At 61.2% G+C, this 23002-nt stretch carries 21 protein-coding genes; 13 read left to right on the top strand and 8 right to left on the bottom strand.

Annotated features, from left to right (window positions below; translation table 11 throughout):
• Positions 1–293: 293 nt before the first annotated feature.
• Positions 294–1310: an AraC family transcriptional regulator gene (locus NTD85_RS00760; protein WP_103520937.1), complete on the bottom strand. Its 1017-nt coding sequence runs from the start codon at positions 1308–1310 to the stop codon at positions 294–296.
• A gap of 292 nt (positions 1311–1602) precedes the next feature.
• On the opposite strand from NTD85_RS00760, the gene efeU reads away from it, so the two are divergent.
• The 4 genes from efeU to efeO (NTD85_RS00740) are packed head-to-tail and all read left to right on the top strand — an operon-like array spanning position 1603 to position 5828.
• A complete protein-coding gene (efeU, locus tag NTD85_RS00755) occupies positions 1603–2454 on the top strand; it encodes an iron uptake transporter permease EfeU (RefSeq protein WP_262141184.1) in 852 nt (283 codons plus the stop codon).
• 8 nt (positions 2455–2462) lie between these two features.
• Positions 2463–3662, top strand: a complete 1200-nt coding sequence (gene efeO, locus NTD85_RS00750) for an iron uptake system protein EfeO (RefSeq protein WP_262141183.1) — start codon at positions 2463–2465, stop codon at positions 3660–3662.
• Between the two features lie 17 nt (positions 3663–3679).
• Positions 3680–4978, top strand: coding sequence for an iron uptake transporter deferrochelatase/peroxidase subunit (gene efeB, locus NTD85_RS00745; protein WP_003224691.1), 1299 nt, complete (start codon positions 3680–3682; stop codon positions 4976–4978).
• Between the two features lie 25 nt (positions 4979–5003).
• The gene (gene efeO / locus NTD85_RS00740; RefSeq protein WP_003224689.1) at positions 5004–5828 is read left to right on the top strand and encodes an iron uptake system protein EfeO; all 825 of its coding nucleotides are present in this window, start codon (positions 5004–5006) and stop codon (positions 5826–5828) included.
• 151 nt (positions 5829–5979) lie between these two features.
• Here efeO (NTD85_RS00740) and pssA read toward each other — a convergent pair whose 3' ends face one another.
• A complete protein-coding gene (gene pssA / locus NTD85_RS00735) occupies positions 5980–7323 on the bottom strand; it encodes a CDP-diacylglycerol--serine O-phosphatidyltransferase (RefSeq protein WP_003224687.1) in 1344 nt (447 codons plus the stop codon).
• Between the two features lie 206 nt (positions 7324–7529).
• On the opposite strand from pssA, the gene NTD85_RS00730 reads away from it, so the two are divergent.
• Together NTD85_RS00730 and NTD85_RS00725 are read left to right on the top strand one after the other, a co-directional pair.
• On the top strand, positions 7530–8093 hold the full coding sequence (locus NTD85_RS00730) for a TetR/AcrR family transcriptional regulator (protein WP_096796073.1): 564 nt from the start codon (positions 7530–7532) through the stop codon (positions 8091–8093).
• Positions 8094–8148: 55 nt separating this feature from the next.
• Entirely contained in the window at positions 8149–8628 is a 480-nt protein-coding gene (locus NTD85_RS00725) for a DUF1348 family protein (RefSeq protein ID WP_103483367.1), read from the top strand.
• 120 nt (positions 8629–8748) lie between these two features.
• Here the strand turns inward: NTD85_RS00725 and sfnG are convergent, their stop codons facing one another.
• The gene (gene sfnG / locus NTD85_RS00720; protein WP_262141182.1) at positions 8749–9831 is read right to left on the bottom strand and encodes a dimethylsulfone monooxygenase SfnG; all 1083 of its coding nucleotides are present in this window, start codon (positions 9829–9831) and stop codon (positions 8749–8751) included.
• Between the two features lie 330 nt (positions 9832–10161).
• On the opposite strand from sfnG, the gene NTD85_RS00715 reads away from it, so the two are divergent.
• Complete coding sequence (locus NTD85_RS00715; RefSeq protein ID WP_003224680.1) at positions 10162–10941, top strand: TSUP family transporter; 780 nt, start codon at positions 10162–10164, stop codon at positions 10939–10941.
• Here NTD85_RS00715 and nudC read toward each other — a convergent pair.
• The 3 genes from nudC to NTD85_RS00700 all read right to left on the bottom strand — a co-directional run bounded on the left by nudC (position 10909) and on the right by NTD85_RS00700 (position 13588).
• Positions 10909–11739 carry an NAD(+) diphosphatase gene (nudC, locus tag NTD85_RS00710; RefSeq protein ID WP_262141181.1) on the bottom strand — a complete coding sequence of 277 codons (831 nt, stop codon included), beginning with the start codon at positions 11737–11739 and terminating at the stop codon, positions 10909–10911. The two genes, NTD85_RS00715 and nudC, sit on opposite strands and share 33 nt — an antisense overlap.
• 6 nt (positions 11740–11745) lie before the next feature.
• The gene (locus NTD85_RS00705; protein WP_003224676.1) at positions 11746–12558 is read right to left on the bottom strand and encodes a crotonase/enoyl-CoA hydratase family protein; all 813 of its coding nucleotides are present in this window, start codon (positions 12556–12558) and stop codon (positions 11746–11748) included.
• A gap of 256 nt (positions 12559–12814) precedes the next feature.
• A complete protein-coding gene (locus NTD85_RS00700; RefSeq protein ID WP_262141180.1) occupies positions 12815–13588 on the bottom strand; it encodes a class I SAM-dependent methyltransferase in 774 nt (257 codons plus the stop codon).
• A 175-nt stretch (positions 13589–13763) separates the two neighbouring features.
• Here NTD85_RS00700 and NTD85_RS00695 point away from each other — a divergent pair, with 175 nt between their 5' ends.
• From NTD85_RS00695 to pncA, 4 genes are all read left to right on the top strand, one after another.
• Positions 13764–14297: a tetratricopeptide repeat protein gene (locus NTD85_RS00695; RefSeq protein ID WP_262141179.1), complete on the top strand. Its 534-nt coding sequence runs from the start codon at positions 13764–13766 to the stop codon at positions 14295–14297.
• Between the two features lie 90 nt (positions 14298–14387).
• Positions 14388–14846 (top strand): sigma-70 family RNA polymerase sigma factor, encoded by a 459-nt coding sequence (locus NTD85_RS00690; RefSeq protein ID WP_230679381.1) that lies wholly within the window; start codon positions 14388–14390, stop codon positions 14844–14846.
• The gene (locus NTD85_RS00685; RefSeq protein WP_262141178.1) at positions 14843–15601 is read left to right on the top strand and encodes an anti-sigma factor family protein; all 759 of its coding nucleotides are present in this window, start codon (positions 14843–14845) and stop codon (positions 15599–15601) included. The genes NTD85_RS00690 and NTD85_RS00685 overlap by 4 nt, the downstream gene beginning before the upstream one ends.
• A 50-nt stretch (positions 15602–15651) precedes the next feature.
• Positions 15652–16278, top strand: a complete 627-nt coding sequence (gene pncA, locus NTD85_RS00680; RefSeq protein ID WP_103483359.1) for a bifunctional nicotinamidase/pyrazinamidase — start codon at positions 15652–15654, stop codon at positions 16276–16278.
• 113 nt (positions 16279–16391) lie between these two features.
• Here the strand turns inward: pncA and NTD85_RS00675 are convergent, their stop codons facing one another.
• The gene (locus tag NTD85_RS00675) at positions 16392–17693 is read right to left on the bottom strand and encodes an ATP-binding protein (protein ID WP_262141176.1); all 1302 of its coding nucleotides are present in this window, start codon (positions 17691–17693) and stop codon (positions 16392–16394) included.
• A 4-nt stretch (positions 17694–17697) separates the two neighbouring features.
• Positions 17698–18399: a response regulator transcription factor gene (locus NTD85_RS00670; RefSeq protein WP_003224662.1), complete on the bottom strand. Its 702-nt coding sequence runs from the start codon at positions 18397–18399 to the stop codon at positions 17698–17700.
• A 276-nt stretch (positions 18400–18675) separates the two neighbouring features.
• Here NTD85_RS00670 and NTD85_RS00665 point away from each other — a divergent pair, with 276 nt between their 5' ends.
• The gene (locus tag NTD85_RS00665; protein WP_262141175.1) at positions 18676–19833 is read left to right on the top strand and encodes an efflux RND transporter periplasmic adaptor subunit; all 1158 of its coding nucleotides are present in this window, start codon (positions 18676–18678) and stop codon (positions 19831–19833) included.
• 15 nt (positions 19834–19848) lie between these two features.
• Positions 19849–22947 carry an efflux RND transporter permease subunit gene (locus tag NTD85_RS00660; protein ID WP_262141174.1) on the top strand — a complete coding sequence of 1033 codons (3099 nt, stop codon included), beginning with the start codon at positions 19849–19851 and terminating at the stop codon, positions 22945–22947.
• Positions 22948–23002 lie beyond the last annotated feature (55 nt).

The following is a 23002-nucleotide window of genomic DNA, read 5'->3' as shown; positions in this document are numbered from 1 at the left end:
GCGCTGCGGCGCGGAGGCGGCAATGGTCAAAGCTGTCAATCTGGCTGATTGGTTTGGCCAAGATTCCAGAGATGTGCCGCCTGGACTGGCGCCTTCGGGAGCAAGCCCCCTCCCACAAGGGAATTGCATTGCAAAGGGGGATCACTGTGAAAGCTGCAATCACAGAAGATTGCATTTCAAAGAATGCTCCACCTGCGAAAACCAGGAAGGCTGCAATCACAGGAAGAATGCATTTCGAATGTGGGAGGGGGCTTGCTCCCGAAGAGGCCCGATCAGGCGACTGACAATCCGGATCAGACGGCTTCGTTGAGGATCAGAGTGCGGTAATGCCCCGGGTTCGACCCGGACCACTTGCGAAACGCCTTGTAGAACGAACTCGCATCGGCAAACCCCAGCCGCGTCGCGATTTCGACGAAGCTGATCGACGGCTCGGCCAGCCAGGTGATTGCCAGTTCCTTGCGCACGCTGTCCTTGAGCCCCTGATAGGTCTGCCCCTCCTCGGACAATCGCCGGCGCAGGGTCGAGGCGGACATGCACAGTTGTTGCGCCAGCGCCTCGGTCTCCGGCCACTGTTCGGCGGGCAATTGCCGCAGATCCTGCTTGATCCGGCTGGCAAGACTCTCAGGATCGCGGTACTTCACCAGAATGTTTGCCGGCGCATGGGCCAGAAAGCGTTTCAGCTCTTCGGCCGTACGCTTGATCGGCAGATCGAGACAGTCAGCAGCAAAGATCATCCGCGTGCGCGGACGGTCGAAGCGCAGGTTTTCCGAGAACATCACCCGGTAGTCGTCGCAGAAGTCCGGCTCGGCGCAGCGCAACTCGATCGCCAGAATCGGAATCCGCCGCCCCGCCAGCCAGCACGCCACGCCGTGGACGATCATCCAGTAAGTGAAATAGGTGAAGGCCCGGCGGGGTTCGGGGTCGTCTTCGAGCAGGACGATTTCCGCCAGACTTTGCTGATGCAGCAGTTGCGCCGGGATTTTTTCCAGCATCAGCGAGAGGAAGTTCAGCCCGCTGTTGAGCCCGGCGGCCAGCGTCGGTTGCGCCATGGCGCTGCGGCAAAGGAACTCAAGACTGCCGGACTTGAGCTTGCGCGGATCCATGCCGAAGAACTCGTCATCACCGCGCCGGGCCAGCAAGCGCCAGAGTTTCGCATATTGCGAGGCCGGCACCCGGCCCTGTTCGCTGTGCAGCAGGGCCGGAGCAATCCCGACCTTGTTCAAGACTTCATCCGTGGCCACGCCCGGGGCACAACTTTGCAGCAGCGCTTCACGCACCAGTTGAACGGCGATGGTGTCTTTTTCCGACATGGAGCGAGGCAGACCTTGTTGTTTTCGAGTGAGGGGCATCTTAACGCAGTCATCCGATTCACCGAAAACCCTGTAGGAGCTGCCGAAGGCTGCGATCTTTTGATCTTGTTTTTTAAAGTCAAAATCCAAAGTCAAAAGATCGCAGCCTTCGGCAGCTCCTACAGAGGTTCTGTGCGGGGCGAAAAAACATGCCGTTCAGCGAATGTTCAGATAAATGTCAACCATCCCCATTTGGGAATGAGTGTCATTATGTTACAACTTAGCCACCTATCTAAAACTCGTGGTTGCCTGAATGCTCGTTCCCTTTCTGATCATGCTGCGCGAAGGCATCGAAGCCGCGCTGATCGTTGGCATCATCGCCAGCTACCTGCAACAAACCGGCCGTGGCCAGTGGATGCCTGCGGTGTGGATCGGCGTGTTTCTCGCTGCGGCCCTGGCGCTGCTGGTCGGCGGTGGCCTGGAACTGGTGAGCGCCGAATTCCCGCAGAAACAGCAGGAGTTGTTCGAAGGCATTGTCGGACTGGTCGCGGTGGGCATTCTCAGCTCGATGGTGTTCTGGATGCGCAAAGTCGCGCGTTCGATCAAGCATTCGCTGCAGGCCTCGCTCGATCACGCCCTGACCTCGTCAAAGCATCAAGTGATCGCGCTGATCGCCATGGTGTTCTTCGCCGTGGCTCGCGAAGGGCTGGAAACCGTGTTCTTCCTGCTCGCCGTATTTCAGCAGAGCGAAGGCCCGGGCGCGCCAATCGGTGCCCTGCTCGGCCTGGTGCTGGCGATCATTGTCGGCTTCCTGATCTACAGCGGCAGCATGCGCCTGAACCTGTCGGCGTTCTTCAAGTGGACCGGGTTGTTCATTCTGGTGGTCGCCGCCGGGATTCTTGCCAACTCGGTGCAGGCGCTGCATGAGGCCGGGGTGTGGAATCACCTGCAAACCGTGCTCTTCGACTTCAGCGCGACGCTACCGATGGATGGCCCGCTGGGTTCGGTGCTGGCCGGCATGTTCGGCTATCAGGATGCACCGACCGTCAGCACCCTCGGTGCCTATCTGATCTATCTGGTGGTGGCGCTGGTGATGTTCTTCTACCCCACCGCGCCGGTCAGCACTAAAGCTGCTGCCAAAACGACTTCCGCTTCCAGCCAATAAGGGCATCCATGTCAAAGCCTAATACTCCTCAGGCCTCCCCTCCCCGCGCCTTGCGCTGGGCGGTGGCCGGTTCGGTGGTCGTGATGATCGCCGCCGGTGGCTTGTTCTACTACGCCTCGAAAATGGCCGCGGCCAAGCGGCAGCACAACCATGATGAAGTGGTGGTGAACATCAACGCGCACAGCTGCGATCCGAACGAGCTGACGGTTCCCGCCGGTCGCGCCAGTTTCCGCATCGTCAACCGCTCCGACCGGGCGGTGGAATGGGAAATCCTCGACGGCGTGCTGGTAATCGAAGAGCGCGAGAACATCGCCCCCGGCCTGAGCCAGGTGATCAACGCCAATCTGCAACCTGGCGACTACGCGATTACCTGCGGTCTGCTGAGCAATCCGCGTGGCGTGCTGCACGTAACGCCGACTGCCGCCTCCGATGAGGCCGCCAAGGCCAAACCGTCGATGGTCGCGTTCGTCGGGCCGTTGTCGGAATTCCGCGTGTATCTGGCCACTCAGGGCAGCGCGCTGATCAAAGCCGTGACCGCACTGAATCAGGCGATTACCAGCGGCGACCTGGCCCAGGCACAGGCGCTGTACCTGCCGGCCCGTGCCGCTTACCAGCGTCTGGCACCGGCCGCGCAACGTCTGGCCGAACTGGACAACAGCATCAATGCCCGCGCTGATTACTTCGAAAAACGCGAACAGGATCCAGCGTTCGTTGGCTTCCACCGGATCGAATACGCGCTGTTTCAGCAACGCAGCCTCGACGGCTTGAATCCGGTCGCCGAGCGTCTGCTGGCCGACGTCACCACCCTCAAACAGCAACTGCTGGCCCAGTCGCTGCCGCCGGAGCAACTGGTGAGCATCGTGGTGCGCAACCTCAACACCCTGGCCGACGTGCGCGCCGCCAGCGGTGAAGAGGAACGCTACAGCCACGCCGACCTCAATGGCTTCGCCAGCAACCTGGAAACCGCGCACAAAGTCGTCGAGCTGCTGCGGCCGATGCTGACCAGGTCAGCGCCGGATCTGCTGCCGAAAATCGACGCGGCGCTGAGTGATTTCGACAGCGTACTGAATAGCTTCAAGGTCAAGGACGGTTACGCCACTTACGACACGGTCAGTGGCGAACAACGCAAACAGATCGCCGACAAGGCTCAGGCTCTGGCTGACGCTCTGGATGGCATCGATCCCGCCCTCGGCCTCTCCGGCCTGTAAGCAGAAGACGAATACCGATGAAAGATTTGCAAAACCTCGATCTGCAACGTCGCCGCCTCCTGATGGGCATGGGCGTCGCTGGCGTCGCCCTGGCCGGTTCGGCCCTGAGCTGTCCGGCGATGGCTGCGGCCCCGGCACAAGTGACCGAAGCGCCGAGCAGCGACAAGACCGAAGACCGCCACGATTTCCATGGTGTGCACCAGACCGGCATCGTCACCCCGCGGCCGGCGGCCGGCATGTTCGTTTCGTTCGACGTACTGGCCAGTGATCGCGAAGACCTGGAGCGGCTGTTCCGCACCCTCAACGAACGCATCGCGTTCCTGATGAAGGGCGGCCCGGTGGCGCAGATCGACCCGAAACTGCCGCCGCCGGATTCCGGCATTCTCGGGCCGGTGGTGACCCCGGACAACCTGACCATCACTGTCTCCGTAGGCGAATCGTTATTCGACGAGCGCTTCGGTCTGGCCGCAGCCAAACCCAAGCGCCTGCAACGCATGGTCGGTTTCCCCAACGATGCCCTAGAGGCCGATTGCTGCCACGGCGACTTGAGCCTGCAATTCTGCTCGAACACCGCCGACACCAACATTCACGCCCTGCGCGACATCGTCAAGAACCTGCCGGACCTGCTGCTGGTGCGCTGGAAACAGGAAGGCAGCGTGCCGCCGCAAGCCCCGGCCAAACCGGGTGTGCCAGCGCAATCGGCGCGTAACTTCCTCGGTTTCCGTGATGGCTCGGCCAACCCCGATTCCAACGACGCCAAAGCGATGGACAAGATTGTCTGGGTGCAACCGGGCAGCGATGAGCCGGCGTGGGCGGCCCACGGCAGCTATCAAGCGGTGCGGATCATCCGCAACTTCGTCGAGCGTTGGGACCGTACACCGCTGCAGGAACAGGAAAGCATCATCGGTCGGGTCAAGACCAGCGGCGCACCGATGGGCGCCAACCACGAGACCGAAGTCCCGGATTACAGCAAAGACCCGGAAGGCAAACTGACCAAGCTCGATGCGCACATTCGCCTGGCCAACCCGCGCACCGCTGCGAGCCAAGCCAACCTGATCCTGCGCCGGCCGTTCAACTACTCCAACGGCGTGAACAAGAACGGCCAGCTCGACATGGGCCTGCTGTTCATCTGCTACCAGGCCGATCTGGAAAAAGGCTTCATCACCGTGCAGACCCGCCTCAACGGCGAGCCGCTTGAGGAATACCTCAAACCGGTCGGCGGCGGTTACTTCTTCACCCTTCCGGGTGTCACCGGCGACAAGGATTTCATCGGTCGCTCGCTGCTCAACGCCACACAACCCAAAACAGCTGCATAACCATAAAAACCTTCGGAGCCGCTCCATGAAAAAGTCGCCACTCGCGTTACTGCTGACCCTCGGTTTGCTCAACACCCCGCTTTCGGCGTTCGCCGCGACGGCGCCACTGGATCTGGTCGGCCCGGTGTCGGACTACAAGATCTACGTCACCGAGCAATTGGATCAACTGGGCACTCACACCAAACAATTCACCGATGCGGTGAAGAAAGGTGATCTGGCCACCGCGCAGAAGCTTTACGCGCCGACCCGCGTCTACTACGAGTCGATCGAGCCGATCGCCGAGCTGTTCAGTGACCTCGATGCGTCCATCGACTCCCGTGTCGACGACCACGAAAAAGGCGTGAAGGCCGAAGACTTCACCGGTTTCCATCGCATCGAATATTCGCTGTTCTCGGAGAAGAGCACTCAGGGCCTGAACGACCTGGCAGACAAACTGGATAAAGACGTCCAGGACCTGCAAACCCGCGTCGCCGGCCTGACCTTCCCGCCTGAGAAAGTCGTCGGTGGTGCCGCCGCGCTGTTGGAAGAAGTCGCCGCGACCAAGATCTCCGGTGAAGAAGACCGCTACAGCCACACTGACCTGTATGACTTCCAGGGCAACATCGACGGCGCGAAGAAAATCGTCGACCTGTTCCGTCCGCAGATCGAAAAACAGGACAAGGCGTTCGTCGCCAAAGTCGACAAGAACTTCGCCACCGTGGACAAGATCCTCGCCAAGTACAAGACCAAGGACGGTGGTTTCGAGACTTACGACAAAGTGAAGGATGCAGACCGCAAGGCGCTGGTTGGCCCGGTCAATACTTTGGCTGAAGATCTGTCCACGTTGCGTGGCAAGTTGGGTCTGAACTGAGTTTTTGTAGCGCCTGATCCGGCCCCTTCGCGAGCAAGCCCGCTCCCACATTAGGCCTGTGTCGATCACCTTGTTTGTGGTCAACACAGCCCCCTGTGGGAGCGGGCTTGCTCGCGAAAGCGGTCGAAGCCGCACCGAATAATCTGAAAGTTTACAAAATCCGGTAGAGCAAGCGCTCGATCCGCACCCGACTCACCCGCTTGAGAAACTTCGCCACCCCCGCCGGGTACTCCGGCAGTGTCTCCAGGCTCTGGAAGCTGGCAATCCGCGTGGTATTGCGGAAAATCTCTTCCTGCTCCTTCGCCCGTGGCGCCAGCCACTCGCCTTGCGGATCATCGATCAGCAGCGCGTTTTCCAGGTCCAGGCGGAACGCCCGTGGATTGAGGTTGTTGCCGGTCAGCAACGTATAACGCTGGTCGACCCACATGCCCTTGAGGTGATAGCTGTTGTCGCCGTCACGCCACAGATGCAGGTTCAACTGGCCACTGTCGATATTGCGCTGATGCCGCTTGGCGAAACGGCGCAGGCTGATTTCGTACAGATACGGCAGCGCCGCAATCACCTTGAACGGCTCGCTCGGCGGAATGTAGAAATCATTGGCCGTCTTGTCGCCAACCACGATGTCGATCTTCACCCCGCGGGCCAGCGCGCGGTTGACCTCGCGGATGATCGGCAGCGGCAGATTGAAGTACGGGGTGCAAATGGTCAGTTGCTGTTGCGCGCTGGCGATCAGTTCGACAATCACCCGGTTCAACGGGTTGTTCTTGCCCACGCCCAGCAACGGACTCACCGACAGACCAGTGTGCGCCGTGCTGCCGGCACTGGTGTCGTACGCCGCATATTTGAGACGGCTGCGCAGATCGCCGATGTCGTTGCGCAGGCTGCGGGTGGTCGGCAGGTTCGGCAGATCGAGGCGATGCACGGCCTTGGATTCGATCAGACCGTGCTTGACCAGATGCTGCATCGAGTCGGCCAGTTCACGGTTTTCGATGACGTGATAGCGGTCGAACCGGTACTTGTCGAACTTGTGCAGATAGACATTGTTCAGGCTCGCACCGCTGTAAACCACGCAATCGTCGATCACGAAGCCTTTCAGATGCAGCACGCCAAACAACTCGCGGGTCTGCACCGGAACGCCGTAGACCGGCACTTCACTCTGGTGTGTGCGGGTCATTTCCTGGTACCACGCCGAGTTGCCCGGCTGTTTGCCGGCACCGATCAAGCCGCGCTGGGCGCGCAGCCAGTCGACGACCACGACGATTTCCAGCTCCGGACGCTTGAGCTTGGCGGCGTGCAAGGCATCGAGAATTTCCTGACCGGCCTCGTCGTGCTGCAGGTACAGCGCAACGATGTAGATGCGTTGGGTCGCCTCGGCGATTTTCTCCAGCAGGCAACGACGGAACTCGGCGGCGCCGGACAGAATGGTCACGGCCTCGGCAGTCAGCGGAAAGCTGCGCAGTTTGGGCAGCAAAGAGCGTTTGAAAAGCAACGGCATAGGGCTCGCAATGGGTCGAATCCGAAGAACCCGAGAGCTTACACCATCAACCGGTTCGGGTCTTGTTACTGTCTGTAATGACGCCTTCGCGAGCAGGCTCGCTCCCACAAAGGATCGCATTTCAAATGTGGGAGCGAGCCTGCTCGCGAAAGCAATCTGAAAATCACTGCTTGACCAAGGAGAACGATCGTTCTACTGTTCACCACGTGAACGAAATCACTGACACCTCGACCCGCGACATCATTCTGGATGTCACCGAAAAGTTGATCTACAAAAGTGGCATCGCCGCCACCGGCATGGATCTTCTGGTGAAAACCGCCGGCGTCTCCAGAAAAAGCATCTACCGCTACTTCGCCAACAAGGAGGAGTTGACCGTCGCGGCCCTGCAACGCCGCGATGTGCGCTGGATGCACTGGTACCGCAGCGCCGTGGATCAGGCCGAGACCCCGGCCGACCGCCTGCTCAACCTGTTTACCGTGCTCAAAAGCTGGTTCGCCTCGGAAGGCTTCCGCGGCTGCGCCTTCATCAATACCAGCGGCGAAACCGGCGATCCCGAAGACCCGGTGCGCCAGGTCGCCAAAGACCACAAACAGAAGCTGCTCGACTACCTGTGCGAGCTGTGTACCGAACATGGCGTCGAAGATCCGCAACGTCTGGCCAGACAATTGCTGATCCTGATTGACGGCGCCATTACCGTAGCGCTGGTGATGGGTGATCACAGTGCCGCTGATAATGCGCAATGCATGGCGCGTAAGTTATTGGACCTGTAACGCCTTAAATAAGCCTGAGCGTTGTTTAATCGTTAATTAGATCGGGAGACTGAAAATGTCGACTGCTGCCCAAGTGCGTCCGCCTTTACCGCCGTTCAACCGTGAATCGGCTATCGAAAAAGTACGTCTGGCCGAAGATGGCTGGAACTCCCGCGATCCCGAGAAGGTGTCGCTGGCCTATACCGTCGACACAAAATGGCGCAACCGCGCCGAGTTCGCCAACAACCGCGAAGAAGCCAAGGCCTTCCTGACCCGTAAATGGGCCAAGGAGCTGGACTACCGTCTGATCAAGGAACTCTGGGCCTACTCCGACACCCGCATTGCCGTGCGTTACGCCTATGAATGGCACGACGATTCGGGCAACTGGTTCCGCTCCTACGGCAATGAAAACTGGGAGTTCGATGAGCACGGGCTGATGTTCCAGCGTTACGCCTGCATCAACGACATGCCGATCAAGGAAAGCGAGCGCAAGTTCCACTGGCCGCTGGGTCGGCGTCCGGATGATCATCCGGGGCTCTCCGATCTAGGCCTCTAAGTTCACACAGTTCCCCCCTGTAGGAGCTGCCGAAGGCTGCGATCTTTTGCCTTTGATTTTTAGAAGCAAGATCAAAAGATCGCAGCCTTCGGCAGCTCCTACAGGGGGGGTTGTGGTGTTTCAGGCGACGGCGGCAGTCTTTTCAGACTCCAGCTCGCGCACCAGCGGCAGCACACGCTTGCCGAAATACTCCACCTCCTCCTGAAAGTGCAGAAACCCCGCCAGCACCAGATCCACCCCCACCGCTTTCAACGCCACAATCCGCTCGGCAATCTGCTGTGGCGTGCCGATCAGGTTGGTCTTGAAGCCATCGTTGTACTGCACCAGATCCTCGAACGTCGATTTCGCCCAGTTGCCCTCACCCTCCGGTGATGCCCTGCCCGCCTGTTTCGCTGCGTCACCGAAAGCGTTGACCGCGTCCGGGTCAGCCTGGTCGATGATCTGCGCCAGTACCGCACGCGCCTCTTCTTCAGTGTCGCGGGCGATGACGAAAGCGTTGACGCCGATTTTCACCGAATGATTGTTTGCCGCCGCTTTGGCCCGAATGTCATCGACTTGAGCCTTGATCCCCTCGACGCTGTTGCCGTTGGTGAAATACCAATCCGAAACTCGCGCCGCCATGTCTCGTGCGGCACGGGAGCTGCCGCCCTGAAAGATTTCCGGACGCCCGAGCGGTTTCGGTTTGAGGGTGTAATGGTCGAAGCGGTAGAAGTCACCGCGAAAGCTGAAGTCGTCCTGACTCCAGATCCCGCGCAACGAACGGATGAATTCCTCCGAGCGCCGATAGCGCTCATCGTGTTCCAGCCAGTGCTCGCCGATGGCCTGGAACTCGCCCTTGAACCAGCCGCTGACGATGTTCACCGCGATCCGGCCGTTGGTGAGTTGATCGATGGTCGCCAACTGCTTGGCCGCCAGCGCCGGTTGCCACGGCCCCGGCAGAATCGCCGCGATCACCTTGAGCTTGCTGGTGGCGGCCAGCAGCGCATGACTGAACGCCACCGACTCATGCTGGAACTCGGCACCGTAACCGGCGGTAAAGCGGATCTGTGTCAGGGCATATTCAAATCCGGCAGCCTCGGCGAGTTGCGCCAGTTTGCGGTTGTAGTCGATGCCCCAGTCGGTGCGCTGCTCGATCTTGCTGACCACCAGGCCGCCACTGACGTTCGGCACCCAGTAGGCGAATTTCACGGCTTGCTTGCTCATTGGCGTGTCCTCGGGACATTGGGAAGGTCAATGGGACAGAGCAGCAAGCGTGCCAGCGTCCAGAGGGCCGGTTTATTGGGCTTGAGGCTGATGGAGTTGCATTGTTGGAGGGTGATTTGTTGTCGAGGTGTTGGGTGGGCAACAGTTGAATAGGCGGTGCCTGAGCCGACCTCTTCGCGAGCAAGCCCGCTCCCACAGGTTGAATGCATTCCAGAATGTGGGAGCGGGCTTGCTCGCGAAGGCGTCCGACGGGTCGCCGCAAAAGCCGGATACAGGTAACATGACCGACCTCCCGCAGCCCTTCTGCGCCCTGCCGAATAAGCCGATTCCATGCCTTTCGAACTCAGCGTTGACCTCACCACCCTGGCCATCCTCGCCCTCGTCGCTTTCATTGCCGGTTTCATCGACGCCATTGCCGGCGGCGGCGGTCTGTTGACCACCCCGGCGCTGCTCACTGCCGGCCTGCCACCGCACCTGGTGCTGGGCACCAACAAACTGAGTTCGACGTTCGGCTCGGCCACCGCCAGTTTCACTTTCTACCGACGCAAACTGTTCCACCCTCGGCAGTGGATGCACGCGATCGTCGGCACCCTGGTCGGCGCGCTCACCGGGGCCATCGTCGCGCACTACCTGCCGGCGGAATGGCTGAACAAGATGCTGCCGGTGATCGTCTTCGCCTGTGGCCTGTATCTGTTGTTCGGCGGCACGCCCAAAGCGCCGCTGGACAGCGACGCGCCGATCAAGAAGAAATGGCAATCGACCCAAGGCTTCAGCCTCGGTTTCTACGACGGCGTGGCCGGCCCCGGCACGGGTGCGTTCTGGACGGTCAGCAGCCTGCTGCTCTACCCGATCGATCTGGTCAAGGCCAGCGGGGTGGCGCGCAGCATGAACTTCGTCAGCAACATTGCGGCGCTGTCAGTGTTCGTGTTTTCCGGGCAAGTGGACTGGATCATCGGCCTGAGCATGGGCCTGTCGGTGATGGTCGGCGCGTTCTTCGGGGCGCGCACCGCGATCAGCGGTGGCGCCAAGTTCATTCGCCCGGTGTTCATCACCGTGGTGCTGGGCTTGACCGTGCGGCTAGCCTGGCAACACTGGTTCAGCGTGGCCTAAGCGGCGCGCCACGTAGACGTCGATCAGGTACCGGGCAATCGATTTTGACGCCGGCAACGGCGGCAAATCGTGCACGTTGAACCACTGGGCGTCTTCGATCTCGTCTTCCTGGCAGATGATTTCGCCACCGGCATATTCGGCATGGAAGCCGAGCATCATCGAATGCGGGAACGGCCAGCACTGGCTGCCCATGTACTGGATGTTCTTCACCTCGATACTGACTTCCTCGCGCACCTCGCGAATCAGGCAGTCCTCCGCCGACTCGCCCGGCTCGGCGAACCCGGCCAGCGTGCTGTAGACCCCGCTGACGAAACGCGGTGAGCGCGCCAGCAGGATCTCGTCACCACGGGTCACCAGCACGATCATGCTCGGCGAAATGCGCGGATAACTGCGCAGGTCGCACGGCTGGCAATACATCGCCCGCTCGCCCGGCACCTGTGTCATCGCCTGTCCGCAGTTGCCGCAAAACCGATGCTCGCGGGCCCAGGTGCCGATCTGCGCGGCATAGCCCAGCACTTTATAGACGGTGTGATCGCCATCGAGCATGAATGCCCTCAGGCCTTTCCAGTTGCAGCCCGGCACGTCGCTGGAACGGTGCAATTCCAGCAGGTACACCGGCTCGCCATCGAGATGGCCGATGCCGTGTTCGGCAAGGATCGACAAGTCCTGGCGCGTGAGCCATTCCCGCGGGAACAGCGCGCCGTTGTCATCGAACAGAAAGCCTTCGGGGCTGCGCGCCACGGCCCAGCCGCCGGGTTGATCGGTGTCCAGTACTGCAGTGGTCCAGCGAGCTGTCATGGTTTCTCAATCCAGAAATTCGGGTTTCTGTTTACTCATATGGGCGGCCATGGCCACGCGCAAGTCGGTGGATTGCAGCATGGCGGCGTTCCAGGTGGCAACGTATTCGAGGCCGTCGTCAATGCGATGGTCGCGCATGTAGCTGATCATTTCCTTGGTGCCGGTCACGGCGATCGGCGATTTGCTGGCGATGTCACGGGCAATGTCCATGACGCCTTCGAGCAGCAGCTCCTTATCGCCATACACGCGATTGACCAAGCCGATGCTGCGCGCTTCTTCAGCGCCGAAGGTGCGGCCGGTGTAAGCCAGTTCACGCAGCATGCCGTCCCCGATGATCCGTGGCAACCGTTGCAAAGTGCCAACATCGGCAGCCATGCCGATATCGATTTCCTTGATCGAGAACTGCGCGTCTTCGGCGGCGTAACGCATGTCGCAGGCGGCGATCAGGTCGATGGCGCCACCGAGGCAATAACCTTGAATTGCCGCGAGCACCGGTTTGCGGCAGTTGTCGACAGCGTTGAACGAGGCTTGCAGGGTGAGGATCTTGCGCCGCAGCAGGCGTGCGTTACGGCCGACGTCCTTGCCCAGTTCATTGGCGACGCCGGCGAGCATCATCAGGTCGATGCCCGAGGAAAAGTGTTTACCGTTGCCGCTCAGTACCACCACCCGCACTTCGTCGGTGTCATCGATCCACTGGAAAATCTCGACGATCTCGCTCCAGAACGCGGCGTTCATCGAGTTGATCTTTTCTGGACGATTGATCTGCACATGAGCGATGTTGTCGGCCAGTTCGACGCTGAAGGCGGTGTATTGAGTCATGGCAGTGATCCTTTACCGGGCAAAAAATGAAGCCCGAACTATAACAAGGCATCACGATGGCGGTTCGGCCAAATGCGGGACTGACTCCAACAAGGAGATTTTTGCCGCGCCTTGATCTCTGTAGGAGCTGCCGAAGGCTGCGATCTTTTGATCTTGAAAGTCAAAAGATCGCAGCCTTCGGCAGCTCCTACATGGATTGATGACACTCACTTGCCCCTGTGGGAGCCAGCCTGCTGGCGATGAAGTCACCGCCGATCTAACCGCCCTTCACCGCCACATACGCCGCCGTCTCATAAGGCACCGTCAGCACATGCCGCCCACGCAACGCCGGCTCCGAGGCGATCAACGCGCGGATCTGCTCATCGACCTTGTCCCGTTGCGCCTGCGGCAGTGCCGCGATGAAACTGGTGGAGCGTACCCGATTGAAAATCACATCCTCCGGCGAACCGGTATGTCCATGATGAAACTGCTGCAACTGCAGCGCGCCGAACGCCGGATGTGGGAACGCCTGACGCCACTGGCCGGTGTAGTAACGCGGCGTATCACCCTCCAGCGCGTTGACCAGGGCATCGAGTTTCGGTACCCAGCTCACCTGCGTGTCGCGCAGGTTCCAGATCAGCCCGAGTCTGCCGCCGGGCTTTAGCACGCGGGCGATTTCGTTCAAGGCTTCGGGGGTGGCGAACCAGTGAAACGCCTGCGCGCAGACCACCGCATCCACCGACGCGTCGGGCAATGGCAGATCCGTGGCGGTGCCGCTCACCGCCAGCACCTGCGGCCAGGCGGCGGAGAGTTTTTCCAGCATCTGCGCCACCGGTTCCACGGCGATTACCTGCGCGTCGGTCGCCACCAGCCGTCCGGTGAACTTGCCGGTACCGGCACCCAGATCGATGACGGTCTTGTGACTGTCCAGACCCAACGTCTGGCTCAACCACTGGCTGACCTGCGGCGGGTAATCGGGGCGACCTTTGACGTAGGTGTCGGCGGCAGTTCTGTAGCCGGCAGCAGCGGAATGATGGACCTGATCTTTCATGGCAGTTCCTCGTGTGTCAGCGCTGGGTCATGGCGAAGCGCTGGATGGACGGCAGGCGTTCCTGAGCATAACCGCGCTATTTGCGCGTACCTTGAACAGAGCCTGACAAAGCAATGAATAAATTGCCGTCCTGCGGTGTTCAAAGTGATACATAACCCCCTGTGGAGCCTTGCCCATGACTATCCGTTCCGTTATGTTCGCCGCCCCGTTGCTGCTGGTGGCTGTGTTGTCCGCATCGATGGCGTTTGCCAACGGTGATGAAGACGCTCCCGTGCAGAAGCCCAATTGCCCCAAAGGCCAGGTCTGGGACAGCAAATCGCAGAAATGCGTGATGCAGACCAGCAGCGCCGTGCCGGATGCCGATCGGACCGATTACGCCTACAGATTGGCCAAGGACGGTCGATACGAAGAAGCCCTGGCCCTGCTCGACACCTTGAAACAACCGAACACCGCCAAGGCCCTCAACTATCGCGGTTACGCCACGCGAAAACTGGGGCGTACCGACGAGGGCATCGGCTATTACCTGCAATCGGTGAAACTCGATCCGCAATACGCGCAAGTGCGCGAATACCTCGGCGAAGCCTACGTGATCAAAGGCCGCGTCGATCTGGCGCAGGAACAGTTGCAGCAGATCAAATCGATTTGCGGCACCTCCTGCGAGGAATACCAGGACCTGGCTGAAGCCATCAACGATTCATCGAAAACCTGAAATAAATAAAGGAACGCCATCATCGTCAGCGATCAGGCATTCAGAGCGGAACTCGGACAGCATCTGGCGCGACTGTGGCGCTACGGTCTGCTGCTGTCGCGCAATCGGCACGTGGCCGAGGATCTGGTGCAGGCCACGTGTGTGCGGGCATTGGAACGTGCCGGGCAATATGTCGCCGGCACGCGCATGGATCGCTGGCTGCTGAGCATCCTGCATTCGATCTGGCTCAACGAAGTGCGCGCCCGCCGGGTGCGTCAGGGCGCCGGTCAGGTCGATGCCGATGGGCAACTGGCCTTCGATGGCGAATACGCCGCGCAGACTCATGTGATGGCGGCGCAGGTGATTCGCCGGGTCGATGCGTTGCCGGAAACCCAGCGCGAAACCGTGTATCTGGCCTATGTCGAAGGCCTGTCCTACCGCGAAGTCGCCGAGATCCTGCAAGTGCCGATCGGCACGGTGATGAGCCGTCTGGCCACCGCGCGCCTGAAACTGGCTGAATACCCGCCCCTGCAAGCCGTGCCGAAAACCACCGGAGGTGACCGCCCATGAACAAGCCCTCCGACGAACAACTGGTGGCCTATCTCGATGACGAGCTGGACCCCGCGTATCGCAGCCAGCTCGACAGCGCGATTGCCGACGATCCGTTGCTCAGCCTGCGCGTGCAATGGTTCGAACGCAGCAGCCTGCCGTACAAGGAGGCCTATGACGAACTGGCACAACAGGCACCGCTGGAACGTTTGCAGGCGCGCCTCGATGCGATTCCCTCTCCCCAGCGGCCGGGCCTGAGCCGACGCTGGTTTATCGGTGCGGCCGCCGCGAGTCTGCTGGCTGGCGGCGTATTGGCCGATCGCCTGTTCATCGCCTGGCAATCACAGCAAGCGCATAACTGGCGCACCATGGTCGGCGACTATATGGCGCTGTATGTGCCGCAAACCCTCGATCATTTGCCGAGCGACGAAGCCAGCCAACGCGCGCAATTACGCGCGGTGGACGCGCGGCTGGGCCTGAACCTGTCACCGGCGCTGCTGAAGTTGCCGGGCGCCGAACTCAAACGTGCACAAATGCTCGAGTACGACGGCGTACCGATCGCACAACTGACCTATCTGGACGCGAAACATGGGCCGCTGGCCTTGTGCGTGACCCGCACCAATAGCGGCAGTCGGCCACTGGCGCACGAAAGGCGCCATGAAATGAATGTGGTGTACTGGACCGAAGGTGAGCATGCGTGGATGTTGATCGGGCACAACCCGGCGCAAGATCTGGAAGAGCTGGCCAAGCACTTGATCGAACGGTTGAGCGCATGATTGCCGCGGCTACTATGCTGAGCGCGTGATTATCCAAGGAGGAAGCACCGATGCAGATTTCACCTCGCACTGCCCTGCTGGTCATCGACGTGCAGAACGACTTCACCCCCGGTGGCCAACTGGCCGTCCCTGAAGGCGATCTGATCGTACCGCTGATCAATCGCCTCAGCGGTCTGTTCAAGCAGGTCATCATTGCCCAGGACTGGCACCCGACCGGGCACGCGTCGTTTGCCTCGAGTCACCCCGGGCGCAAGCCCTACGATGTGATTCAGTTGCCCTACGGCGAACAGACGCTCTGGCCGGATCATTGCGTACAAGGCACTGCCGGCGCCGAGTTTCACCCAAAGCTGGATCTGCCTCACGCGCAACTGATCATCCGCAAGGGCTGCAACCCGGACATCGACAGCTATTCGGCGTTTCTCGAGGCGGACCGGCGCACCACCACCGGTCTGGCCGGTTACCTGAAAGAACGCGGGATCGACACGGTGTACATGGTCGGTCTGGCGCTGGATTTCTGCGTGATGTACTCGGCGCTGGATGCGCGGGCGGCGGGGTTCAATGCGTTTGTGGTGCTGGATGCCTGTCGCGCCATTGACATGGATGGATCACTGGCGACGGCGATGGAGCGGATGCAAACGGCCGGGGTTGGGTTGATTCAGTCGAACCAACTCATCTGACCAACCTAAAACCCCTGTGGGAGCGGGCTTGCTCGCGAAAGCGGTGTGTCAGATAAATCTATGTCGACTGATGCTCCGCCTTCGCGAGCAAGCCCGCTCCCACAGGTTTCGGGTCAAGCCAGGTTCGGCAACCACAACCTGAACCGCGCCCCGCCCAGCGGCGAACTTTCCACCGTCAGCGTCCCGCCCTGCGCCTCCAGCGCCCGGCGGCTGATCGCCAGGCCCAGGCCAAAGCCACCGGTGGCCCGATCACGACTGCGATCGAGGCGATAGAACGGTTCGAAAATCCGTTCCCGCTCGTCATCCGGGATGCCAATGCCATCGTCGTCGACCCAGATCCCGCAGCCATCGGCGCTGACCTGCACACCAATCTGAATGCGTTTCTCGCAATAGCGCATGGCATTGCGCAGCAGGTTCTGGATCGCCCGGGCAGTCAGGCGCGGATCCAGCGAAAAACGTTCGAGCTGGCCATGCAGCAATACGTCGATGACGATGTCCGGCGATTCCAGCTCTTCATCGACGCTGCCCAGAATGCTGTCGATGAACTCATCCAGCGACACCTCTACCTGTTCCGGTAATTGCGCCGGATTCTGCAGGCGGCTGTAAGACAGCAATTCCAGCACCAGCTCATCCAGTTCGCGTATGTGCGCGACCAGCCCTTGCAGGCGCTCGCGACTGGTCGCCGGCAAATCATCGGACAGCGCCAGGGCCAGACCGAAATCCAGCCGGGTCAGCGGCGTGCGCAATTCGTGGGACACCGCATTGAGCAGGTCGCGCTGCTGATTGAGCAGATCCTCGATGTCGCCGGCCATGGTGTCGAACACGTTGGCCAGGCTGCCGATGTTGGAGCTGGGCGGGATCTGCGTGCGCTCGCTCAAGTGGCCCTTGCCGAAGCGTTCGGCAGCGCCCTTGAGCCGCTCCAGGTCGCGCCAGTGCGGGCGAATCCACAACAGCAGGCAGGCGAGCATGCTCGCGCCGATCAGCACGTTGATGCTCCAGTACAACAGGTTGACGTCCAGCGGATCCGGCGGCACCACCATTTGCACGGCGACGTCATCGTTCAGCGGCGTAACCGCCAAGGTGCGCCATCCCCAATCGCCAATGCGCACCACGTTTTCCCCAGCGCGCAGACGTGCCTGCTCGGGGGCGGTGAAATCGGCGTCGTCGATGCGCGCCAAGGCGATGTGCAACGGCAGGAAGTCCTTGTCCATCGACTGCGCCAGCGCTGGCCACTGGTCTTGCGGCACTGCGTGAAACTGCCGGGTGATCAGCGATTGCAGGCCTCGCGAGTAGTCGAGGTTGTAGGTGATGAAGCGCTCGCGGAACGCCATGATCACCAAGTCCGGCACCAGATAAATGGCCGCGCTGTAGGAGACGATCGTCACCAGATACAGGCGAAACAGGATTCTGAACATCAGCTCAGCATTCCCATTCGGAACGGCTGAACAGGTAACCCTTGCCCCACACGGTCTTGATCTTGCGCGCCTCGCCGGCGTGATCGTCGAACTTGCGCCGCAGCTTGGAAATCGCCACGTCCACCGAGCGATCAGTGCCGTTGAACTCAATGCCGCGCAGGCGTTGCAGGATTTGATCGCGGCTCAGCACTTCCCCGGCATGCCGGGCCAGTACCACCAGCAAATTGTATTCGCCGCTGGACAGCTCAACCGGCTGCTCGCGCCAGGTCACGGTGCGCTCGGACAGGTCGATGCACAGATTGCCCATGACGATCCGGTCGTTGACCGTCATCGGCTCACCAAGGCTGCTGCGCCGCAGCAAAGTACGCACTCGTGCCAGCAGGACCCGTGGTTCACAGGGCTTGGTGACGTAGTCGTCAGCCCCCATTTCCAGGCCCAGCACCTGATCGTGGCTGTCGTCACGGGCAGTCAGCATCAGAATCGGCAGGGTTGCCGAATCGGCGCGCAGCAAGCGGCAGACCTGCAGGCCGTCGAGACCCGGCAGCATCAGGTCGAGAATCACCAGGTCCGGCGGATTGATCCGCGCCCGTTCGCGCACATGGTCACCACGGCCGATCACGCTGACGGAGTAACCGTTGCGCTCCAGGTAGCTGGAAATCAGTTCGGCGAGGGCGGTGTCGTCTTCGACCAGGAGGATGTTGGGCATGGGGTGTTCCAGATATTGCTGTGGTGGATGTCAGACCCTCTTCGCGAGCAGGCTCGCTCCCACATTGATTTTGCGTCGATCACAAAACCTGTGTGGGAGCGAGCCTGCTCGCGAAAGCGGTCCAACCGTCACAAAAGAATTCAAGGCGTAAAGGATATACGCCCTCACCCGTCCCTGAGTAAAACCCTTACACAATTTCACACAGCGCCTACAAAGCTTCACCGCTACCCTCGGCGTCTGGCCTTAGGATGCGGGCTTCAATATTGGGGGTAGTACATGTCGAAAAATCTGCTGGCCGGGCTCGGCCTCATCGCCGTTGCGCTGTTGCTGGGCGCCTGTGATTCGTCTTCGAAGGCTGAAGAGGAAGCGCCGCCGGCCACCGTGCGGATCGAGACCATCGAGGCCCGCCCCCTGTCGATCAGCAGCGAACTGAGCGGGCGCATCGCCGCGCCACGGATCGCCGAAGTGCGTGCCCGGGTGGCCGGTGTGGTGCTGCAACGCACCTTTCGCGAAGGCAGCGACGTGAAAAAGGGCGACGTGCTGTTCCGCATCGACCCGGCACCGTTCAAGGCTGACCTCGACAGCGCTGAAGCCGCGCTGCGCAAGGCCGAGGCCAATGCGTTCCAGGCCAAGCTGCAGGAGCAGCGCTACGCGCAGTTGATCGACGACAAGGCCATCAGCGCTCAGGATTACGACAACGCCCGCGCCAATGCCCGGCAAACTGCCGCCGACGTGGCGGCCAACAAAGCCGCCGTGGAGCGCGCGAAGTTGAATCTGGGCTACGCCACCGTCACCGCGCCGATTTCCGGACGCGTCGGCCGTGCGCTGGTCACCGAAGGCGCGCTGGTCGGGCAGAACGAAACCACGCCACTGGCGCTGATTCAGCAGCTCAACCCGATCTACGCCGACCTTACCCAGTCGACCCGTGAACTGAATGAACTGCGTCGCGCGTTCCGTTCCGGGCAGTTGCAGGAAGTCGGTCAGGATCAGGTCAAGGTCACGCTGATTCAGGATGACGGCAGCCTCTATCCGTTACCGGGCAAACTGCTGTTCAGCGACATCAGCGTCGATCCGGGCACCGGCCAGATCATTCTGCGCAGCGAATTCCCCAACCCTGACCTCGACCTGCTGCCGGGCAGCTTCATCCGCGTTCGCCTGCAACAAGCGACCGTGCAGAACGGCATCACCGTGCCGCAGCGTGCGGTGCAGCGTGACAGCGCGGGTATCGCCCAGGTGCTGACCGTCGACGAGCAGATGCGCGTCGCCCAGCAGCCGGTGCAACTGGGCGCGGTGCAGAACGACCGCTGGATCGTCACCGGTGGCCTCAAGCCCGGCGACCGCATTGTCATCGAAGGCCTGCAACACGCCCGTCCCGGCGAAAAAGTGCAGATCGACGACACCCCTCTTCCACTTGCCCAGACCTCTGGTCAGTAAGCAGGACGTTTTCATATGCCGCAGTTCTTTATCGATCGCCCGGTGTTCGCCTGGGTTGTCGCCCTGTTCATCCTGTTGGCCGGTGCGCTGGCCATTCCGCAATTGCCGGTGGCGCAGTACCCAGACGTCGCGCCGCCGCAGATCGAAATCTACGCCGTGTACCCCGGCGCATCGGCACAGACCGTCGATGAAAGCGTGGTCAGCCTGATCGAGGAAGAGCTCAACGGCGCCGATCACCTGCTGTACTTCGAATCGCAAAGCAGCCTCGGCAGCGCCACGATCAAGGCCACCTTCCAGCCCGGCACCAACCCGGAACTGGCCCAGGTCGATGTACAGAACCGCCTCAAAGTGGTCGAGTCGCGCCTGCCGCAAGCGGTGAACCAGCAAGGCTTGCAGGTGGAGAAAGTCTCTGCCGGCTTCCTGTTGCTGATCACCCTGACCTCCAGTGACGGCAAGCTCGACGACGTGGCGCTCAGTGATTATCTGGCGCGCAACGTGATGAACGAGATCAAACGCATCGACGGCGTCGGCAAGGCGCAGCTGTACGGCGCCGAACGGGCGATGCGGATCTGGATCGATCCGCAGAAGCTGATCGGTTTCAATCTGACCCCGGCCGACGTCAACGCCGCCATCGTTGCGCAGAACGCGCAGGTGTCGGCGGGCAGCATTGGTGACTTGCCCAATCCGTCCTCGCAGGAAATCACTGCGACGATTCTGGTCAAGGGGCAATTGTCGACGCCGGAAGAGTTCGCCGACATCGTGCTCAAGGCCAATCCGGACGGCTCCACCGTGCGTATCAAGGATGTTGCACGGGTCGAAATCGGCAGCCAGGAATACCAGTTCGGCACACGTCTGAATGGCAAGCCGTCCACCGCTGTCGGCGTGCAGCTGGCGCCGGGAGCCAATGCCCTCGCTACCGCGACATTGATCCGGGCGAAGATGGACGAGCTGTCGCGCTACTTCCCGGCCGGCGTCGAATACAAGATTCCGTATGACACCTCGCCGTTCGTCAAAGTCTCGATCACCAAAGTGGTTTACACCCTCGGCGAAGCGATGCTGCTGGTGTTTGCGGTGATGTTTCTGTTCCTGCAGAACATCCGCTACACGCTGATCCCGACGCTGGTGGTGCCGGTGGCCCTGATGGGCACTTTCGCCACCATGCTGGCGCTGGGTTTCTCGATCAACGTGCTGACCATGTTCGGCATGGTGCTGGCCATCGGCATTCTGGTGGACGACGCGATCGTTGTGGTGGAGAACGTCGAGCGGATCATGGCCAGTGAAGGCCTGTCGCCGAAAGAGGCGACGCGCAAGGCGATGAAGCAGATCACCGGGGCGATCATCGGCATCACCCTGGTGCTGGTGGCAGTGTTCATTCCGATGGCATTCATGCAGGGTTCGGTCGGGGTGATTTACCGGCAGTTCTCGCTGTCGATGGCAACCTCGATCCTGTTCTCGGCATTCCTGGCCCTGACCTTGACCCCGGCACTGTGCGCCACGCTGCTCAAGCCGATTGCCAAGGGCGAGCATCATGAGAAGTCGGGATTCTTCGGCTGGTTCAACCGCCGCTTCGAGCAACTGACCGATCGCTATCAAGGTTGGGTCGGCTACGCGCTGAAGCGCAGCGGGCGTTATCTGCTGATCTACGGCGTGCTGCTGATCGGCATGGGCGTGTGCTTTGCGCGCCTGCCCTCCTCGTTCCTGCCGGTTGAGGATCAGGGTTACACCATCACTGACATTCAACTGCCGCCGGGCGCGAGCAAGAACCGTACGGTGCAGGTGGTCGAGCAGATCGAAGCGCACAACGCCAGTGAACCGGGTGTGGGCGACAGCACGGTGATTCTCGGCTTCAGTTTCTCCGGCAGCGGGCAGAACGCGGCGTTGGCGTTCACCACCCTCAAGGACTGGTCTGAACGCGGCCATGATGATTCCGCCACCTCGATTGCCGATCGCGCCAACATCGCCCTGAGCCAGATCAAGGACGCCGTTGCCTTTGCGGTGTTGCCGCCGCCGGTGGATGGCCTCGGCACGTCGAGCGGCTTCGAATTCCGTCTGCAGGATCGCGGCGGCCTCGGCCACGCGACATTGATGCAGGCGCGCAGCGAACTGCTCGCCGCCGCGGAAAAAAGCCCGGTGCTGATGAACGTGCGCGAAAGCGCGCTGGCCGAAGCACCGCAGGTACAACTGGAGGTGGACCGCAAGCAGGCCAACGCGCTGGGCGTGTCGTTCGCCGACATCGGCAACGTCTTGTCTACGGCCGTAGGCTCTTCCTACATCAACGACTTCCCCAATCAGGGCCGGATGCAACGGGTGGTGGTGCAGGCCGAAGGCGATCAGCGCAGTCAGGTCGATGATCTGCTGAAAATGCACGTGCGCAACAACGCCGGGCACATGGTGCCGCTGTCGGCGTTCGTCCAGGCGAAATGGACCCAAGGCCCGGCGCAGTTGACCCGCTATAACGGCTACCCGGCGATTGCGATTTCCGGCGAGCCATCGCCCGGACACAGCACCGGCGAGGCCATGGCGGAAATTGAACGGCTGGTCGCCCAAGGGCCGAAAGGCCTGGGTCAGGAATGGACAGGGCTGTCACTGCAGGAACGTTTGTCCGGCAGTCAGGCGCCGATCCTGCTCGGGCTGTCGCTGCTGATCGTGTTCCTGTGTCTGGCGGCGCTGTACGAGAGTTGGTCGATTCCGACCTCGGTGCTGCTGGTGGTGCCGCTGGGCGTGCTCGGCGCAGTGCTGGCGGTGACCTTGCGCGGGATGCCCAACGACGTGTTCTTCAAGGTCGGGCTGATTACCATCATCGGTCTTTCGGCGAAGAACGCGATCCTGATCATCGAGTTCGCCAAGAGCCTGTATGACGAAGGCCATGACCTGATCGATGCGACGTTGCAGGCAGCGCGCCTGCGTCTGCGGCCGATCATCATGACCTCGCTGGCATTCATCCTTGGCGTGGTGCCGCTGGCCATCGCCACCGGCGCCAGCTCGGCAAGCCAGCAGGCCATTGGCACCGGGGTGATCGGCGGGATGATCACCGCGACGCTGGCGGTGATCTTTGTGCCGTTGTTCTTCGTGGTGGTCATGAAGCTCGTACAACGCTTCAGCAAACACCACTGAACCCTGTGGGAGCGGGGGGGGGGGGGGGGGCGGGGGGGGGGGGGGGGCCCGGCGG

Origin of the sequence: Pseudomonas sp. 13B_3.2_Bac1 (assembly GCF_025466205.1) — a bacterium.
Classification (GTDB): domain Bacteria; phylum Pseudomonadota; class Gammaproteobacteria; order Pseudomonadales; family Pseudomonadaceae; genus Aquipseudomonas; species Aquipseudomonas fluorescens_H.
The sequence above is the reverse complement of the archived record's forward strand: the minus strand, read 5'-3'. Positions and strand labels throughout refer to the sequence as shown.

Coding starts and splice junctions, on each gene's coding strand:
- pncA (WP_103483359.1), top strand. CDS start 15,652: ATGCAGATTTCACCTCGCACTGCCCTGCTGGTCATCGACGTGCAGAAC.
- NTD85_RS00705 (WP_003224676.1), bottom strand. CDS start 12,558: ATGACTCAATACACCGCCTTCAGCGTCGAACTGGCCGACAACATCGCT.
- efeB (WP_003224691.1), top strand. CDS start 3,680: ATGAAAGATTTGCAAAACCTCGATCTGCAACGTCGCCGCCTCCTGATG.
- NTD85_RS00695 (WP_262141179.1), top strand. CDS start 13,764: ATGACTATCCGTTCCGTTATGTTCGCCGCCCCGTTGCTGCTGGTGGCT.
- NTD85_RS00760 (WP_103520937.1), bottom strand. CDS start 1,310: ATGTCGGAAAAAGACACCATCGCCGTTCAACTGGTGCGTGAAGCGCTG.
- efeU (WP_262141184.1), top strand. CDS start 1,603: ATGCTCGTTCCCTTTCTGATCATGCTGCGCGAAGGCATCGAAGCCGCG.
- NTD85_RS00700 (WP_262141180.1), bottom strand. CDS start 13,588: ATGAAAGATCAGGTCCATCATTCCGCTGCTGCCGGCTACAGAACTGCC.
- NTD85_RS00660 (WP_262141174.1), top strand. CDS start 19,849: ATGCCGCAGTTCTTTATCGATCGCCCGGTGTTCGCCTGGGTTGTCGCC.
- efeO (WP_003224689.1), top strand. CDS start 5,004: ATGAAAAAGTCGCCACTCGCGTTACTGCTGACCCTCGGTTTGCTCAAC.
- NTD85_RS00670 (WP_003224662.1), bottom strand. CDS start 18,399: ATGCCCAACATCCTCCTGGTCGAAGACGACACCGCCCTCGCCGAACTG.
- NTD85_RS00685 (WP_262141178.1), top strand. CDS start 14,843: ATGAACAAGCCCTCCGACGAACAACTGGTGGCCTATCTCGATGACGAG.
- nudC (WP_262141181.1), bottom strand. CDS start 11,739: ATGACAGCTCGCTGGACCACTGCAGTACTGGACACCGATCAACCCGGC.
- sfnG (WP_262141182.1), bottom strand. CDS start 9,831: ATGAGCAAGCAAGCCGTGAAATTCGCCTACTGGGTGCCGAACGTCAGT.
- NTD85_RS00725 (WP_103483367.1), top strand. CDS start 8,149: ATGTCGACTGCTGCCCAAGTGCGTCCGCCTTTACCGCCGTTCAACCGT.
- NTD85_RS00665 (WP_262141175.1), top strand. CDS start 18,676: ATGTCGAAAAATCTGCTGGCCGGGCTCGGCCTCATCGCCGTTGCGCTG.
- NTD85_RS00715 (WP_003224680.1), top strand. CDS start 10,162: ATGCCTTTCGAACTCAGCGTTGACCTCACCACCCTGGCCATCCTCGCC.
- efeO (WP_262141183.1), top strand. CDS start 2,463: ATGTCAAAGCCTAATACTCCTCAGGCCTCCCCTCCCCGCGCCTTGCGC.
- pssA (WP_003224687.1), bottom strand. CDS start 7,323: ATGCCGTTGCTTTTCAAACGCTCTTTGCTGCCCAAACTGCGCAGCTTT.
- NTD85_RS00675 (WP_262141176.1), bottom strand. CDS start 17,693: ATGTTCAGAATCCTGTTTCGCCTGTATCTGGTGACGATCGTCTCCTAC.